A 15,781-nucleotide genomic window follows, 5' to 3' on the forward strand; every position below is an offset into this window, starting at 1 on the left:
TCCGGGTGTCGCGGTCACTCCTCATAGGCATGCCCCGCCCTCAGCCCCTCGCGCACCCGGTGAGCGACCTCCAGAAACTCCGGCGTGTCGCGGATATCGAGCGGGCGTTCCTTCGGCAGCGGGCTTTCGATCACGTCCGCGATGCGGCCCGGCCGCGGCGACATCACCACGATCCGGGTCGAGAGATACACCGCCTCGGGGATCGAATGGGTGACGAAGAGACAGGTCTTTTTGGTTCGCGCCCACAGCTCCAGCAACTGCTCGTTCAGGTGGTCGCGCACGATCTCGTCCAGCGCGCCGAAGGGCTCGTCCATCAACAATATGTCGGCGTCGAAGGCCAGCGCACGCGCGATCGAGGCCCGCTGCTGCATCCCGCCCGACAGCTGCCACGGGTACTTCTTGCCGAACCCGGCGAGATCGACCAGCTCCAGCACCTTCTCGACCCGCTTCGCCTGCTCGGCCCGGGCGAACCCCATGATCTCGAGCGGCAGCCGGATATTGCCTGCGATGGTCCGCCACGGATAAAGCCCCGCGGCCTGGAAGACGTAGCCATAGGCGCGCTCCTGCCGGGCGTTGTCGGGCGTCATCCCGTTCACGGTCAGGCTGCCGCCCGTGGGGTGCTCCAGCGCCGCCACGCAGCGCAGGAAGGTGGTCTTGCCGCAGCCCGACGGGCCGATGAAGCTGACGAAATCCCCGCGCACCACTTCCAGCGACACGTCGCTCAGCGCGTGGACGGGGCCGTCATTCGTCTCGAACACCAGGTCGAGGTGATCCGCCTTGATGACAGGGGTTTTCACGATGCGCGCAGCCTCACACGCCGCTCGCCGGGATGCCCGTCCGCTCCACCGGGCGCGGCGCGGTCAGTTCCTTCCAGCTCGACAGCGCCCGGTTGACCGCACCGTTCGGGTCGCGCTTGACGAACTGGCCGTGGCCTTCCTCGCCGCGCACCTCGCCGTCATGCACGGCCACGCGCCCGCGCGTCAGCGTGAACCGCGGCAGGCCCTTGACGTGCTTGCCCTCGAAGACGTTGTAATCGATGGCCGATTGCTGGTTGGCGGCCGCGATGGTCTTTTCCTTCTCGGGGTCCCAGACCACCAGGTCGGCATCGGCACCGACCAGCACCGCACCCTTTTTCGGATAGCAGTTCAGGATCTTTGCGATGTTGGTCGAGGTGACGGCGACGAACTCGTTGGGTGTCAGCCGCCCGGTGCCCACCCCATAGGTCCACAGCATCGGCAGCCGGTCCTCCAGCCCCCCGGTGCCGTTGGGGATCTTGGTGAAATCGCCCACGCCATAGCGCTTCTGGTCGGTGGTGAACGCGCAATGGTCGGTGGCCACGACCGAGAGCGAGCCCGATTGAAGCCCCGCCCAGAGGCTGTCCTGGTGGCGCTGGTTGCGGAAGGGCGGCGACATCACGCGGCGCGCCGCGTGGTCCCAGTCCTTGTCGAAATATTCACTTTCGTCCAGCGTCAGGTGCTGGATCAGCGGCTCGCCCCAGACCCGCTTGCCCAGCATCCGCGCCCGGCGGATCGCCTCGTGGCTCTCCTCGCAAGAGGTATGCACCACGTAAAGCGGCACGCCGGCCATGTCGGCGATCATGATCGCGCGGTTGGTGGCCTCGCCCTCGACCTCGGGGGGCCGCGAATAGGCATGCGCCTCGGGGCCGGTATTGCCCTCTTCCATCAGCTTGCGCTGAAGCTCGGCCACCACATCGCCATTCTCGGCATGGACCAGCGGAATCGCCCCCAGCTCGGCACAGCGCTTGAACGACGCGTACATCTCGTCGTCGTTGACCATCAGCGCGCCCTTGTAGGCCATGAAATGCTTGAACGTGGTGATGCCGCGGTCGCGCACGACCGTTTCCATCTCGTTGAACACCTGCTCCTCCCACCAGGTGATCGCCATGTGGAAAGAATAGTCGCAATGGGCGCGGGTCGACTTGTTGTCCCACATCTGCAGCGCGTCGAGCAGCCCCTGCCCCGGCGCGGGCAGCGCGAAATCGACCACCATCGTGGTGCCGCCCGAGAGCGCCGCGCGCGTGCCGCTCTCGAAATCGTCGCTGGAATAGGTGCCCATGAAGGGCATCTCCAGGTGGGTATGCGGGTCGATGCCCCCGGGCATCACGTAGCAGCCGGTGGCGTCCAGGGTTTCGTCACCCTTCAGGTCGGGTCCGATCTCGACGATCTTGCCGCCGTCGATGGCGACATCGGCCTTGTAGGTCAGATCGGCGGTGACGATTGTGCCGTTCTTGATCACTGTGGTCATGTTTACGCTCCCTGCGGGGCTCTGCACCGGCCCCTCATCTTCTTCTGGCCAAAAATATCCCGGGGGGTCCGGGGGGCTGGCCCCCCGGCCTTCGTCACTCCACGATCTCCGCCGTTTCCACCACCGCGTGGAACAGCACGTTCGCCCCGGCGTTGGCCCATTCCGGTGAGATTTCCTCGGCCTCGTTGTGGCTGAGGCCGTCCACGCAGGGGCACATCACCATGGCCGTGGGCGCCACGTCGTTGATCCAGCAGGCGTCGTGCCCGGCGCCCGAGACGATATCCATGTGGGAATAGCCCAACCGCTCGGCCGCGTCGCGGATCGCCTTGACGCAGTCCTTGTCGAAGGCCGGCGGGTCGAACTGGCCGACGATCTGGCTTTCGAACGTGACGCCGATGCCTTCGCACAGCTTCGGCGCGCGCGCCATGAACTCGTCCACCATGCCGTTCAGCTTGTCCAGGAGGTGGGTGCGCATGTCGACGGTGAAGACCGTCTTGCCGGGGATGATGTTGCGCGAGTTGGGGTAGACGTCGATATGGCCGATGGCGCCCACCGCATTGGGCTGGTTCTTCATCGCGATCTCGTGGACGAGCTCGGTGATGAGCGCCAGCCCGCGGCCCGCGTTCTTGCGCATGTGCATCGGGGTCGAGCCCGTGTGGCTTTCCTTGCCCGTGACCGTGCATTCGACCCAGCGCAGGCCCTGGCCGTGCGTGACGACGCCGATATCCTTGCCCTCGACCTCCAGGATCGGGCCCTGTTCGATATGCAGCTCGAAAAAGGCGTGCATCTTGCGGTCGCCGACCTTCTCGTCGCCCTTCCAGCCGATGCGCTCCAGCTCGTCGCCAAAGCGCTTTCCCTCGGCATCCTCGCGGTCATAGGCCCAGTCGAGCGCGTGCTTGCCCGCGAAAACGCCCGAGGCCAGCATCGCGGGGGCAAAGCGCGTGCCCTCCTCGTTGGTCCAGTTGGTGACCACGATGGGGTGTTTGGTCTTGATCCCGAGGTCGTTGAGGCTGCGCACGATTTCCAGCCCGCCGAGCACGCCCAGCACCCCGTCATACTTGCCCCCCGTGGGCTGGGTGTCGAGATGGCTGCCGACATAGACCGGCAGGGCGTCGGGGTCGGTGCCCTCGCGCCGGGCGAACATGGTGCCCATCTCGTCCAGGCCCATGGTGCATCCCGCGTCTTCGCACCATTTCTGGAACAGCGCGCGGCCTGTGGCGTCGTCGTCGGTCAGGGTCTGGCGGTTGTTGCCGCCTGCGATGCCCGGGCCGATCTTGGCCATCTCCATCAGGCTGTCCCACAGCCGCTCGCCATTGATCTTCAGGTTTTCTCCTGGGGCGGGCATGGCCTTCTCCTTTGGTTATCTGTGCCTTGCGTAGGGAAGTTAATCCAGGGCCTTAAGAACGTCCGACAGCTTTCCGAACAGCTCGTCGATCTGCGCCTTGTCGATCATCAAGGGCGGGCTCAGCGCGATGATATCCCCGGTGGTGCGGATCAGCAGGTTCTTGTCATAGGCGTTCAGGAAGGCGGTGAACGCGCGCTTGGTGGGCTCGCCCGCGATGGGCTCCAGCTCGACCGCGCCGATCAGGCCCATGTTGCGGATGTCGATGACGTGGGGCAGGTCCTTGAGGCTGTGCAGCGCGTCTTCCCAGTAGGGCGCCAGCGATGCGGCGTTCTCGAACAGCCCTTCTTCGCGGTAGGTTTCCAGCGTCGCCAGACCGGCCGCCGACGCGATGGGATTTCCCGAATAGGTGTAGCCGTGAAACAGCTCGATCAGGTGCTCGGGTCCCTGCATGAAGGCGTCGTGGATCGCCGGCGTGGTCAGCACCGCGCCCATCGGGATCACCCCGTTTGTCAGCCCCTTTGCGGTGGTCATCATGTCGGGCATCACGTCGAAATGGTCCGCCGCAAAGGCCGAGCCCAGCCGCCCGAACCCGGTGATCACCTCGTCGAAGATCAAGAGGATCCCGTGCTTCGTGCAGATCTCGCGCAGCCGCTCCAGATAGCCCTTCGGCGGCATCAGGACGCCGGTCGAGCCGGCCATGGGTTCCACGATCACCGCCGCGACGGTCTCGGCCCCGTGCAGCGCGACGATGCGCTCCAGATCTTCGGCCAGGTGCGCGCCATGTTCGGGCTGGCCGCGGGTAAAGGCGTTTTCGGGCAGGTGCGTGTGCGGCAGGTGGTCGACGCCGGCCAGCAGCGTGCCGAACATCTTGCGGTTATTGACGATGCCGCCCACCGAGATGCCGCCGAAATTGACCCCGTGATAGCCCCGCTCGCGCCCGATCAGGCGGGTGCGGCTGCCCTCGCCGCGGGCGCGGTGATAGGCGATGGCGATCTTCAAAGCGGTTTCAACCGACTCGGACCCGGAATTGGTGAAAAAGACATGCTCCATCCCCTCCGGCGCCATGTCGCGCACCGCGCTGGCCAGTTCGAACGCTTTGGGATGGCCCATCTGGAAGGCCGGCGCATAATCGAGCTCGGCCGCCTGTTTCTGGATGGCTTCGGTGATCTTCGGGCGGCAATGGCCCGCGTTGCAGCACCACAGACCGGCGGTGCCGTCCAGCACCTCGCGCCCGTCGGCGGTCTTGTAGTACATGCCCGAGGCCCCCACGAACATGCGCGGCGCCTTCTTGAACTGGCGGTTCGCGGTGAACGGCATCCAGAAGGCCGAGAGGTCATTGGGAACGGGATTGCGATCAAGCGCCATGGCAGCACTCCAAGGGTTTTAGCGCGGCCACTGCGGCGCGCAGCAACAGGAGAAATGTCCCTTCGGACGCGGTCACGCTAGCAGAGGGCAAGGCCCAGTCAACCGATACCCTCCGGCCCGGCGCCAGGCGGACAAGGCGCTGCATCGGAACGGCGCGCGAGCGCCGCGAAATTCAGCGCCGTAAAAACAAAGGGCCTCAGCGTCTTGCCGTGCAAAGCTCACCCTCGCGCCGATTATCGCGCCTATTCTGCCGCGCAGGTTCCCGGGTTGTTGGGGTGGGTCGTCCAGTTGGCGTAATCGTCGCTGACCGTCTGGCCGGTGCGCGGGTCGGTCTGGCCGGCGGCCAGGCGCTCCATCGTGATGCAGTCTTCGACAGGGCAGACGTTGACGCACAGGTTGCAGGCCACGCATTCGTCGTCCTGCACCTCGAACACGCGCTCGGGCGACATGGTGATCGCCTGGTGGCTGGTATCCTCGCAGGCCGCAAAGCAGCGCCCGCACTTGATGCAGGCCGCCTGGTCGATGCGCGCCTTGGTGACGTAGTTGAGGTTGAGATATTGCCAGTCGGTGACATTGGGCACCGCGCGCCCGACAAGGTCGGAGACCTGGGCATGGCCCTTGTCGTCCATCCATTGCGAGAGCCCCGAGATCATCTCCTGCACGATCTTGAAGCCATAGGTCATCACCGCGGTGCAGACCTGCACGTTGCCCGCGCCCAGCGCCATGAACTCGGCCGCATCCTTCCACGTCGTCACGCCGCCGATGCCGGAAATCGGCAGGCCCGCGGTTTCGGGGTCGCGGGCGATCTCGGCCACCATGTTCAGCGCGATGGGTTTGACCGCCGGGCCGCAATAGCCGCCATGCGTGCCCTTGCCGTCGATCGTCGGCTCGGGCGCCATCTGGTCCAGATCGACCCCGGTGATCGAGTTGATCGTGTTGATCAGGCTCACCGCGTCGGCGCCGCCCTTGTGGGCCGCGCGGCTGGCCAGCCGGATATCGGTGATGTTGGGCGTCAGCTTGACGATCACCGGCATCCGCGTGTTGGCCTTGCACCAGCGGGTGACCATCTCGACATAGTCGGGCACCTGCCCCACGGCCGAGCCCATACCGCGCTCGCTCATCCCGTGCGGACAGCCGAAATTCAGCTCGACCCCGTCGGCGCCGGTTTCCTCCACCCGCGCGAGGATCGCCTTCCACGCCTCTTCCTCGCAGGGCACCATCAGGCTGACCACCATCGCCCGGTCGGGGTAGTCGCGCTTGACCGTCTTGATCTCGCGCAGGTTCACCTCCAGCGGGCGGTCGGTGATCAATTCGATGTTGTTGAGCCCCAGGAGCCGCCGGTCGGCGCCCCAGATCGCGCCATAGCGCGGGCCGTTGACATTGACCACCGGCGGGCCGTCCTCGCCCAGCGTCTTCCACACCACGCCGCCCCAGCCGGCCTCGAATGCGCGGCGAACGTTGTATTCCTTGTCGGTCGGGGGCGCCGAGGCCAGCCAGAACGGGTTGGGGGACTTGATCCCGACGAAATCGCAGCTCAGATCAGCCATGCGCCCTCTCCTCCGTGCCCGTCAACATTGCATCGATATCCTCGGCTGCATCGCGCCCCTCGGCCACCGCCGTCACCGTCAGGTCATCGCCACCCGCCGCGCAGTCGCCGCCGGCCCAGACGCCGTCGAGACTGGTCCGGCCCGGGCCGGTGACCGCGATCTTGCGGCCCGAGAGCGTCAGCCCCTGCGGCGCGCCGTCCAGCACCTGGCCGATGGCCTTGAACACCTGGTCGGCCTTCAGCTTGAACGTCTTGTCGGTCAGTTCCAGCCCCGCCTCGGTTTCGTTGGTATAGGCGAATTCCACCGCCTCGACCGCGCCCTCGCCGAAGATGCGCAACGGCGCCGCGCCGGTGATGATGCGCACCCCTTTCGAGGCCGCGTGCTGCTGTTCGCGCCCGCTCGCGCTCATGTTGGCGCGGCCGCGGCGGTAGACCATGGTCACCGTCTCGGCGCCCAGCAGCTTTGACTGCACCGCCGCGTCCACCGCGGTCATGCCGCCGCCGATCACCACCACGTCGCGGCCGACGGGGATCTTCGACAGATCCTCGGCCTGGCGCAGATGGGCGATGAAATCGACCGCGTCCTGGACGTGGGATTTTTCCTCGCCCTCGGTCCGCAGCGCGTTGACCCCGCCGAGGCCAATGGCCAGGAACACCGCGTCATACCCCTCGCGCAGCGCGTCGAGCGAGATGTCGCGGCCCAGCGCCTTGCCGTTTTCCACCGTGATGCCGCCGATCCCCATCAGCCAGGCGACCTCGGCCTGGGCGAAATCGTTGACCGTCTTGTAGGCGGCGATGCCGTATTCGTTAAGCCCGCCGGGCTTTGGCCTTGCGTCGAAAAGCCGTACCTCGTGACCCTTCATCGCCAGGCGATGGGCACAGGCCAGCCCGGCCGGCCCCGCACCCACCACGGCGACCCGCCGGCCGGTTTCGGGCGCGCGGGTGAACGGATGGTCGCCGCGCATCATCAGCGTGTCGGTGGCATAGCGTTGCAGCCGCCCGATCTCGACCGGCCGGCCCTCGGCCACCTCGCGCACACAGGCCTCTTCACACAGCATCTCGGTCGGGCAGACCCGGGCGCACATGCCGCCCAGAACGTTCTGGGTGAAAATCGTCCGGGCTGCCGCCACGGGCGCGCCCGTGGCGATTTCACGGATGAAAAGCGGGATGTCGATCGCCGTGGGACAAGCCGTGATGCAGGGCGCATCGTGGCAGAAATAGCAGCGGTCGGCCGCCACCGCCGCGGCGTGGGTGTCGAGCGGCGGCGCCTTGTCGGCGAAATTGTCCTGGTAGTCCTCGTCACGCAGACGCGCGGGCGCGACGCCGGGCGTCAACTGGGTGTTGGTCAAGGCCTGAGCTCCCTGGCTTGGGCGTTTCACGAAACGCTGCCATAGGAAGCAGGCTTAATCAAACCCATAAACGTTTCCGCTCCGCGTCATGGCGCGGTCCCCATGGGCCGCCCCAAAAGAACGCGGCACCACCCGCAAGGGCGATGCCGCAAACCTGTTGCACCGGGCACTGAGTGCCAATCAAGCCTTACGACGGCGACGCGCGAAACCAAGACCGGACATCAGCGCGAAGCCAGAGGCCAGAAGTGGCAGCGCGGCCGGCACCGGAACCTCGCCCGGGGTGGGCGGCGGCGGGCTGGCTCCATCGGTGGTGATGACCGACTTGCCGAGGGTCACCAACCAGCCGTCATTGCCGGTGTCGATGTCCATGAACACCTCGAGGCCCGCCGCGATGTCGTCGAACAGGTCGGCGCCGAGGGTAAACTCGGTGAACGCGTAGGTATCGTTTTCGCCCACGAGGAAGCCAAGCGATTCCAACACGCCGTCATTCCTGACGAAGATCTCATCCCGCTCACCCGGCGGGAAAGACGTGCTTTCGAAGTCGACATCGAAGGCGCTGATCAGCAGCGATGCCGAGGTGAACCCGGCGGCGATCGGACCATGGGTCCAGCCCCAGTCCTGATCCGCGTTGCGGTAATAAGGGCTGTCAAATGTTTCAGCTTCGCCCGGAGCGAAAAACCCGGTGGGAGCCTCGACGACATCCACGACCGGCACCGCAAGTGCCGGCACCGCAGCGAAAGCGATTGGTGCAATCAGCACCGAAAGGGAAATTTTCTTCATTTCAGAGCATCTCCAGCTTTAACCAAATGTCGTGCAACGGTACCTGATTCGCCGCATCTCGAAAATACCGCGTTATTGCCGCTTTTCCGACGCATTAGGCAGATTCGCCGCAGCCGCGCACACAGCGATGCCCGCTGCCTGCCCACCCCACGCACCGCGCGCAATGGCCGCTTTTCTCCCCTTTTGCGCTGACGTATAAGGTCGGGACTTCGCCGCAGCCGACGGCGGCCCCGCAGACCGAGAGGACGGCATGAGCAAGAATTCCCGCGATGACGACGTTGCCTTCATCCAGGCCCTGGCCGAACTGCTGAACGTGAACGAGCTCACCGAGTTGTCGGTCAAGCGCGAGTACGGCGAAGATGACAGCCTGGATGTGCGGGTGTCGCGGGCCGCACCGGTCGCGGCCGCGCCGGTCGCCGCGCCCCTGCCGGCAGCGGCGCCGACCCCCGCCGCGCCGGCGCCCGCCGCCCCGGTCGAGGATCCCGCCCAGCACCCCGGCGCGGTGACCTCGCCCATGGTCGGCACCGCCTATCTGCAGCCAGAGCCCGGATCCGAAGCCTTCGTTTCGGTGGGCAGCACCGTGACCGAGGGCCAGACGCTGCTGATCGTCGAGGCGATGAAGACGATGAACCACATCCCCGCGCCGCGGGCCGGCACTGTCAAGCGTATCCTGGTCGAGGACGGCGCCCCGGTGGAATACGGCGCGCCCCTGATGATCATCGAATAGGGCGCACGCGATGTTCGACAAAATCCTTATCGCGAACCGCGGAGAAATCGCGCTGCGCGTCGTCCGTGCCTGCCGCGAGATGGGCATTCGCTCGGTCGCGGTGCATTCCACCGCGGATGTCGACGCGATGCACGTGCGCATGGCCGACGAAAGCGTCTGCATCGGCCCGCCCCCCGGAACGCAGAGCTACCTGTCGATCCCGGCCATCATCTCGGCCTGCGAGGTGACCGGCGCCCAGGCGATCCACCCCGGCTACGGGTTCCTGTCGGAAAACGCCCGCTTCGTGCAGATCGTCGAGGATCACGGCCTGACCTTCATCGGCCCGACCGCCGAGCATATCCGCATGATGGGCGACAAGATCACCGCCAAGGAGACGATGAAGGCGCTGGGCGTGCCTTGCGTGCCCGGCTCGGACGGCGGCGTGCCCGACCTCCAGACCGCGCGGAAGGTAGCCGCCGATATCGGCTATCCGGTCATCATCAAGGCCACCGCCGGCGGCGGCGGGCGCGGCATGAAGCTGGCGAAAACCGCCGACGATCTGGACCACGCCTTCCAGACGGCGCGCGGCGAGGCCAAGGCCGCCTTCGGCAACGACGAGGTCTATATCGAGAAATATCTCGGCCGCCCGCGGCATATCGAGATCCAGGTCTTCGGCGACGGCAAGGGCCGCGCGGTGCATCTGGGCGAGCGCGACTGTTCGCTTCAGCGCCGCCACCAGAAGGTGCTGGAAGAGGCCCCCGGCCCGGTGATCGACGCCGAAACCCGCGCCCGCATCGGCCAAGTCTGCGCCGACGCGGTCGCGCGCATCAACTATGTCGGCGCCGGCACGATCGAATTCCTTTTCGAGGATGGCGAGTTCTACTTCATCGAGATGAACACGCGGCTGCAGGTCGAGCACCCGGTGACCGAGGCGATCTTCGGCGTCGACCTCGTGCGCGAGCAGATCCGGGTGGCCGAGGGCCATCAGCTGTCCTTCACCCAGGAAGAGCTGGTGTTGAACGGCCACGCCATCGAAGTGCGGATCAATGCCGAGCGGGTGCCCCAGTTCACCCCCTGCCCCGGCACCATCACCGCCTATCACGCCCCAGGGGGGCTCGGCGTGCGGATGGATTCGGCACTTTATGAGGGCTATACGATCCCGCCCTATTACGACAGCCTGATCGGCAAGCTGATCGTCCATGGGCGCGACCGGGGCGAGGCGCTGGCCCGGCTCAACCGCGCCCTGGGCGAGCTGATCGTCGACGGGGTGGACACCACCGTGCCACTGTTCCGGGCGCTGCTGGAAGAGCCCGACATCCTGAGCGGCAATTACAACATTCACTGGCTGGAACGCTGGCTGGAAGACGCGCTGAACGGTTGACGCGCCGCCGCCCCGGCCCGCCCGGACGAAAGCGATGGAACGCGACGCGCTGACACCAGACCTGTTGCTCGACGCCTATGCCGCCGGCATCTTTCCGATGGCCGAAGCGCGCGACGACGACGCCCTGTTCTGGGTCCACCCGGAACGCCGCGGGGTGTTCCCGCTGGACGCGTTCCACATCTCGCGCAGCCTGCGGCGCAGCATCCGCCGGGGCGATTACACGATGCGGGTCAACGCCGATTTCGCCGGCACCGTGGCCGGCTGCGCGGCGCGGGAAGAGACCTGGATCAACGGCACGATCTTTCGCCTCTACACGCGGCTGCACTCCATGGGCCATGCCCATTCGATGGAGGTCTGGGACGGGCCGCGGATGGTGGGCGGTGTCTACGGGGTGACGCTGGGCGCCGCGTTCTTCGGGGAAAGCATGTTCTCGCGCCGCAGGGACGCGTCGAAGATCGCGCTGGCCTATCTGGTCGACCGGCTGCGGCTGGCGGGGTTCACGCTGTTCGACACCCAGTTCCTGACGCCCCACCTGCAAAGCCTGGGCGCGGTCGAGATCAGCCGAGACGCCTATCACGCCCGCCTCGCGGACGCCCTGAAGCGGCGCGCCGATTTCAACGCGCCGGGGGCAGTGCCAACCCCTCAGGAATTGTTGCAGCGCAGCACCCAGACATCGTAGCGCGGGTGATCGAGGGCGTTCAGCGCCGGGCTGGAGGCCAGCATCCAGCCCGAAAAGACCGGGCGGTCGTCGCGGTCGTCGATCACCGTGACATAGGCGAAGGCGTCCGAGGCGGGGTTGGAAACCGGGTAGCGGCATTCGCCCAGCGTGACGGTGAGATAGCCCAACTCGGCCGATTGCCCGGTGGAAAGCTGCATGTCGGTCAGCGTGCCGGTCAGCTTGTCCAGCCCGCGCAGCATCGCGCCCGGCGCGCGGGCCACCTCCTGCGCCGCCGCCGTGCCGCCGGCCAGCGCAAGCGCCAGCGCCGCCAGCCCCGCGCGGATCACGGCGCGTCCCCCTCGCTGCTGCCCGAGACGAATTTCATCAGCAGCGAGATCAGCGAGACCGAGCCCTGTGTATCCTCGATCTCGTCGCCGGGTTCGAAATTGAACGGCGAGCCACCGGGCAGGATTTCAACGTAGTTGCCGCCCAGAAGCCCCTCGGACGAGATCAGGATGGCGCTGTCGTCGGGCAGCTCGATCCCCTCGCGGACGGTAAAGCGCGCATCGGCGCGGAAGGTGGCGGAGTTGAGTTCCAGATCGGTGATCGTGCCGATCTTGACCCCGGCGAGCCGCACATCCGTGCCCACCGATATGCCCTCGACCGACCGGAAGCTCGCGGTCAGCTCGTAGCTGCCCGCGCTGCTCTTCTGCATGCCTGTGGCGTTCGACGCGTAGACGAGAAAGCCCAGCGCAAGCGCCAGAACGGCGCCCCCGACCAGGACCTCGGTAGTGGTGTTCTCCGACATGTGCGGACCTTATTCGGGCTGCCAGGCCTCGTAATCGCGCCGTTCGACCGGGTGCGGCCGGCGGATCGAACCCGGGGGCGCATAGGCTTCGGGTGTGCCGGTCAGGTTCGGCACGTGGGGTTTTTCCCAGCTCTTGCGGGGCAAGGGCTGTTCGGTCGGCGGGGCGTCGAAGGTGTGGTGCAGCCAGCCGTGCCAGGCGGGCGAGACGCGGCTGGCCTCGACCTCGCCATTGTAGATGACCCAGCGGCGCTTGCCGTCGCGGTTCTGGTAAAAGACATTGCCCTGCTCGTCCTCGCCGACCTGCACGCCATGGCGCGACGTGAAGATCCGCGTGCCCACCGTCTGGCCGTTCCACCAGGTGGCGTATTTCTTGATGGTGTCGACGATGCCCATGGCGCCCTCCGCTCAGCTTCGTTTCCATATGGACCATGCGCGGGCCGAGGTCCAGTGGCCGCTCGGGGCGGGGCGGAGGGGCGCCAAAACAGGCGCGCCGCCGGGGCGACCGGCGGCGCGTCTTTTCGGTATCGGGCGGGCCTTAGCGGATCAGCGCCAGCAGCTTGTCGAGGCTCGCCTTCGCGTCGCCGTAGAACATCCGCGTGTTGTCCTTGAAGAACAGCGGGTTCTCGATGCCCGAATAGCCCGTCCCCTGGCCGCGCTTGCACACGAAGACCTGCTTGGCCTTCCACACCTCCAGCACCGGCATGCCGGCGATGGGGCTGTTGGGGTCGTCCTGCGCGGCGGGGTTCACGATGTCGTTCGAGCCGATGACGATGACGACGTCGGTGTCGGGGAAGTCGTCGTTGATCTCGTCCATTTCCAGAACGATGTCATAGGGCACCTTGGCCTCGGCCAGCAGCACGTTCATGTGCCCCGGCAGGCGACCGGCGACCGGGTGGATGGCAAAGCGCACGCTCTTGCCTTCCTTGCGCAGATGCTCGGTCAGCACCGAGACCGAGTTCTGCGCCTGCGCCACCGCCATGCCGTAGCCCGGCACGATGATGACGCTGTCGGCCTCTTCCAGCGCGTCGGCCACGGTTTCCGCATCGGCGGAGACCATCTCGCCCTCGACATCGGCCGCCGGCCCCCCGGTGCCGCCGAAGCCGCCCAGGATCACGCTGACGAAATGCCGGTTCATCGCCTTGCACATGATGTAGCTGAGGATCGCACCGGACGAGCCCACGAGCGCACCGACCACGATGAGCAGGTCATTGCCCAGCGAAAAGCCGATCGCCGCGGCGGCCCAGCCCGAGTACGAGTTCAGCATCGAGACCACCACCGGCATGTCGGCGCCGCCGATGCCCATGATCAGGTGATACCCGATGAAAAGCGCGCAGAGCGTCAGCAGGAAGAGCGCGATGAAGCCGCCGCCCTGGAAGTACCAGACCGCCAGAGCCAACGACAACGCCGCTGCCGTCGCGTTCAGAATGTGCCCGCCGGGCAGCTTTTTCGCCGCGCTGTTCACCTTGCCCGCGAGCTTGCCGTAGGCGATCACCGAGCCGGTGAAGGTCACCGCCCCGATCCAGATGCCCAGCACCAGCTCGACCCGCAGGATGCCGACCTCGACCGGCGTCTTGTGGGCGAGGATCGCGGCAAAGCCCTTTAGGCTTTCGCGCGCCGCATCGTCCATCGCCATCACGCGGGCCAGTTCGAAATCGGCGTTGAAGCCGACGAAGACCGCGGCCAGGCCGACCAGCGAATGCATGATCGCCACAAGCTCGGGCATCTGGGTCATCTGCACCCGCGTGGCCAGCTGGTAGCCGATGGCCGCGCCGCCCGCGATCAGCACCAGCGACAGCGGCCACAGCCCCAGCCCCGGCCCGATCAGGGTGGCGATCACCGCCAGCGCCATGCCCACGATGCCGTACCAGATCGCACGCTTGGCTTTCTCCTGCCCGCTGAGCCCGCCGAGAGCGAGGATGAAGAGAACAGCCGCGACCACGTAGGCCGCTGTGGTAAAGCCGAAATCCATTGTCTCCACCCCTCTTTACGATTTCTGGAACATGGCGAGCATGCGCCGTGTCACGAGGAAGCCGCCGAAGATGTTGATCGAGGCCATGAAGACCGCGGCGGCGGCCAGCACGATCACCAGGATCGACCCCGACCCGATCTGCATCAGGGCACCCAGGATGATGATCGACGAGATCGCGTTGGTGATCGCCATCAGCGGCGTGTGCAGGCTGTGGCTGACGTTCCAGATCACCTGGAAGCCGACGAAGACCGCCAGCACGAACACGATGAAGTGCTGCATGAAACTGGCCGGCGCCACCAGGCCGACGCCCAGAAGCGACAGGCCGCCCACGGCCAGAAGCCCGACCTGCGTCAGCGTCTGTTTGCGGAACGCGGCGATTTCCTGCGCCTTGCGCTCTTCCGGCGTCAGCTCCTTGGGTTTTTCCTTGGCCGGCGCGGCTGCGATGGCCTTCACCTTGGGCGGCGGCGGCGGGAAGGTGATCTCGCCCTCGTAGGTGACCGTCGCGCCGCGGATCACGTCGTCTTCCATGTTGTGCACGATCTTGCCGTCCTTCTCGGGCGTCAGATCGGTCATCATGTGGCGGACGTTCGTGGAATAGAGCGTGGAGGATTGCGTGGCCATCCGGCTGGGGAAGTCGGTGTAGCCGACGATCGTCACGCCGTTGTCCGACACGACCTTTTCATCGGGCTTGGTCAGATCGCAGTTGCCGCCCTTTTCGGCCGCGAGGTCGATCACGACCGAGCCGGGCTTCATCGCTGCGACCATGTCCTCGGTCCACAGTTTGGGTGCGGGGCGGCCGGGGATCAGCGCGGTGGTGATCACGATGTCCATGTCCGGCGCGAGTTCGCGGAACTTTTCCAGCTGCTTTTCGCGGAACTCGGGGCTCGAGGGTTTGGCGTAGCCGCCCGTCTCGGAGCCGTCGGCGGTCTCTTCCTCGAAATCCAGATAGACGAATTCGGCGCCCATCGATTCGATCTGTTCGGCCACTTCGGGGCGCACGTCGAAGGCGTAGGTGATCGCGCCCAGCGAGGTCGAGGTGCCGATGGCGGCAAGCCCGGCCACGCCGGCGCCCACGACCAGCACCTTGGCGGGCGGCACCTTGCCGGCGGCGGTCACCTGCCCGGTGAAGAAGCGGCCGAAATTGTTGCCCGCCTCGATCACCGCGCGATAGCCGGCGATATTGGCCATGGAGCTCAGCGCGTCCATCTTCTGCGCGCGCGAGATGCGCGGCACCATGTCGATGGCCAGCACGTTGGCGCCCTGCGCCTTGCACAGCTCCAGCATCGCCTCGTTCTGCGCCGGCCAGAAAAAGCTGATCAGCGTCTGGCCCTTTTTCAGCCGCTTGGCCTCGTCTTCGGAGGGTTCGCGGACCTTGGCCACGATGTCGGCGCCGGACCACAACGCCTCGGCACTGTCGACCACCTCGACCCCGGCCTTCCTGTAGGCGTCATCGGCAAAGCCGGCGGCCGCGCCGGCGCCGGCCTGGATCGCGCAATCATACCCCAGCTTCTGCAGCTGGAGGGCGCTGTCGGGGGTCATGGCGACGCGCGCCTCCCCCGGAAAAATCTCTTTCGGAGTCCCGATCTTCACGTACTTACTCCCCCTATAG

At 66.4% G+C, this 15,781-nt stretch carries 15 protein-coding genes; 3 read left to right on the forward strand and 12 right to left on the reverse strand.

Annotation, left to right across the window (positions count from 1 at the left end; genetic code table 11):
- Window positions 1-14 precede the first annotated feature (14 nt).
- The 7 genes from Ga0609869_RS00895 to Ga0609869_RS00925 all read right to left on the reverse strand — a co-directional run bounded on the left by Ga0609869_RS00895 (window position 15) and on the right by Ga0609869_RS00925 (window position 8,650).
- Window positions 15-797, reverse strand: a complete 783-nt coding sequence (locus Ga0609869_RS00895) for an ABC transporter ATP-binding protein (RefSeq protein WP_245972189.1) — start codon at window positions 795-797, stop codon at window positions 15-17.
- A 13-nt stretch (window positions 798-810) separates the two neighbouring features.
- Complete coding sequence (hydA, locus tag Ga0609869_RS00900; RefSeq protein WP_125404275.1) at window positions 811-2,265, reverse strand: dihydropyrimidinase; 1,455 nt, start codon at window positions 2,263-2,265, stop codon at window positions 811-813.
- A 94-nt stretch (window positions 2,266-2,359) separates the two neighbouring features.
- Entirely contained in the window at window positions 2,360-3,610 is a 1,251-nt protein-coding gene (locus Ga0609869_RS00905) for a Zn-dependent hydrolase (protein ID WP_125404276.1), read from the reverse strand.
- 39 nt (window positions 3,611-3,649) lie between these two features.
- A complete protein-coding gene (gene aptA, locus Ga0609869_RS00910; protein ID WP_125404277.1) occupies window positions 3,650-4,975 on the reverse strand; it encodes an omega-aminotransferase AptA in 1,326 nt (441 codons plus the stop codon).
- Window positions 4,976-5,217: 242 nt separating this feature from the next.
- Window positions 5,218-6,522: an NAD-dependent dihydropyrimidine dehydrogenase subunit PreA gene (preA, locus tag Ga0609869_RS00915; RefSeq protein ID WP_125404278.1), complete on the reverse strand. Its 1,305-nt coding sequence runs from the start codon at window positions 6,520-6,522 to the stop codon at window positions 5,218-5,220.
- Complete coding sequence (locus tag Ga0609869_RS00920) at window positions 6,515-7,870, reverse strand: NAD(P)-dependent oxidoreductase (RefSeq protein ID WP_125404279.1); 1,356 nt, start codon at window positions 7,868-7,870, stop codon at window positions 6,515-6,517. The genes preA and Ga0609869_RS00920 overlap by 8 nt, the downstream gene beginning before the upstream one ends.
- 180 nt (window positions 7,871-8,050) lie before the next feature.
- Window positions 8,051-8,650 carry a hypothetical protein gene (locus tag Ga0609869_RS00925; protein WP_125404280.1) on the reverse strand — a complete coding sequence of 200 codons (600 nt, stop codon included), beginning with the start codon at window positions 8,648-8,650 and terminating at the stop codon, window positions 8,051-8,053.
- Between the two features lie 250 nt (window positions 8,651-8,900).
- On the opposite strand from Ga0609869_RS00925, the gene accB reads away from it, so the two are divergent.
- The 3 genes from accB to aat are packed head-to-tail and all read left to right on the forward strand — an operon-like array spanning window position 8,901 to window position 11,416.
- On the forward strand, window positions 8,901-9,377 hold the full coding sequence (gene accB, locus Ga0609869_RS00930; protein ID WP_125404281.1) for an acetyl-CoA carboxylase biotin carboxyl carrier protein: 477 nt from the start codon (window positions 8,901-8,903) through the stop codon (window positions 9,375-9,377).
- 10 nt (window positions 9,378-9,387) lie between these two features.
- Window positions 9,388-10,737 (forward strand): acetyl-CoA carboxylase biotin carboxylase subunit, encoded by a 1,350-nt coding sequence (accC, locus tag Ga0609869_RS00935; protein ID WP_125404282.1) that lies wholly within the window; start codon window positions 9,388-9,390, stop codon window positions 10,735-10,737.
- A gap of 34 nt (window positions 10,738-10,771) precedes the next feature.
- The gene (aat, locus tag Ga0609869_RS00940) at window positions 10,772-11,416 is read left to right on the forward strand and encodes a leucyl/phenylalanyl-tRNA--protein transferase (protein WP_125404283.1); all 645 of its coding nucleotides are present in this window, start codon (window positions 10,772-10,774) and stop codon (window positions 11,414-11,416) included.
- Here the strand turns inward: aat and Ga0609869_RS00945 are convergent.
- From Ga0609869_RS00945 to Ga0609869_RS00965, 5 genes are all read right to left on the reverse strand, one after another.
- Window positions 11,380-11,742: a DUF2155 domain-containing protein gene (locus tag Ga0609869_RS00945; protein ID WP_245972196.1), complete on the reverse strand. Its 363-nt coding sequence runs from the start codon at window positions 11,740-11,742 to the stop codon at window positions 11,380-11,382. The genes aat and Ga0609869_RS00945 overlap by 37 nt on opposite strands.
- Window positions 11,739-12,203, reverse strand: a complete 465-nt coding sequence (gene mlaD, locus Ga0609869_RS00950) for an outer membrane lipid asymmetry maintenance protein MlaD (protein ID WP_125404284.1) — start codon at window positions 12,201-12,203, stop codon at window positions 11,739-11,741. Before mlaD ends, Ga0609869_RS00945 begins: the two co-directional genes overlap by 4 nt.
- 9 nt (window positions 12,204-12,212) lie before the next feature.
- A complete protein-coding gene (locus Ga0609869_RS00955; RefSeq protein WP_125404285.1) occupies window positions 12,213-12,596 on the reverse strand; it encodes an NADH:ubiquinone oxidoreductase subunit NDUFA12 in 384 nt (127 codons plus the stop codon).
- Between the two features lie 142 nt (window positions 12,597-12,738).
- Complete coding sequence (locus Ga0609869_RS00960; RefSeq protein ID WP_125404286.1) at window positions 12,739-14,172, reverse strand: NAD(P)(+) transhydrogenase (Re/Si-specific) subunit beta; 1,434 nt, start codon at window positions 14,170-14,172, stop codon at window positions 12,739-12,741.
- Between the two features lie 15 nt (window positions 14,173-14,187).
- Complete coding sequence (locus tag Ga0609869_RS00965; RefSeq protein WP_125404287.1) at window positions 14,188-15,762, reverse strand: Re/Si-specific NAD(P)(+) transhydrogenase subunit alpha; 1,575 nt, start codon at window positions 15,760-15,762, stop codon at window positions 14,188-14,190.
- Window positions 15,763-15,781 lie beyond the last annotated feature (19 nt).

The sequence above is a fragment of the Rhodovulum iodosum genome, from assembly GCF_041020385.1.
GTDB classification, from domain to species: Bacteria; Pseudomonadota; Alphaproteobacteria; order Rhodobacterales; family Rhodobacteraceae; genus Rhodovulum; species Rhodovulum iodosum.

What these genes read in the sequence shown, in the direction of transcription:
- hydA (WP_125404275.1), bottom strand. Translation starts at nt 2,265, where the DNA reads ATGACCACAGTGATCAAGAACGGCACAATCGTCACCGCCGATCTGACC.
- Ga0609869_RS00905 (WP_125404276.1), bottom strand. Translation starts at nt 3,610, where the DNA reads ATGCCCGCCCCAGGAGAAAACCTGAAGATCAATGGCGAGCGGCTGTGG.
- aptA (WP_125404277.1), bottom strand. Translation starts at nt 4,975, where the DNA reads ATGGCGCTTGATCGCAATCCCGTTCCCAATGACCTCTCGGCCTTCTGG.
- preA (WP_125404278.1), bottom strand. Translation starts at nt 6,522, where the DNA reads ATGGCTGATCTGAGCTGCGATTTCGTCGGGATCAAGTCCCCCAACCCG.
- Ga0609869_RS00925 (WP_125404280.1), bottom strand. Translation starts at nt 8,650, where the DNA reads ATGAAGAAAATTTCCCTTTCGGTGCTGATTGCACCAATCGCTTTCGCT.
- accB (WP_125404281.1), top strand. Translation starts at nt 8,901, where the DNA reads ATGAGCAAGAATTCCCGCGATGACGACGTTGCCTTCATCCAGGCCCTG.
- accC (WP_125404282.1), top strand. Translation starts at nt 9,388, where the DNA reads ATGTTCGACAAAATCCTTATCGCGAACCGCGGAGAAATCGCGCTGCGC.
- aat (WP_125404283.1), top strand. Translation starts at nt 10,772, where the DNA reads ATGGAACGCGACGCGCTGACACCAGACCTGTTGCTCGACGCCTATGCC.
- mlaD (WP_125404284.1), bottom strand. Translation starts at nt 12,203, where the DNA reads ATGTCGGAGAACACCACTACCGAGGTCCTGGTCGGGGGCGCCGTTCTG.
- Ga0609869_RS00955 (WP_125404285.1), bottom strand. Translation starts at nt 12,596, where the DNA reads ATGGGCATCGTCGACACCATCAAGAAATACGCCACCTGGTGGAACGGC.
- Ga0609869_RS00960 (WP_125404286.1), bottom strand. Translation starts at nt 14,172, where the DNA reads ATGGATTTCGGCTTTACCACAGCGGCCTACGTGGTCGCGGCTGTTCTC.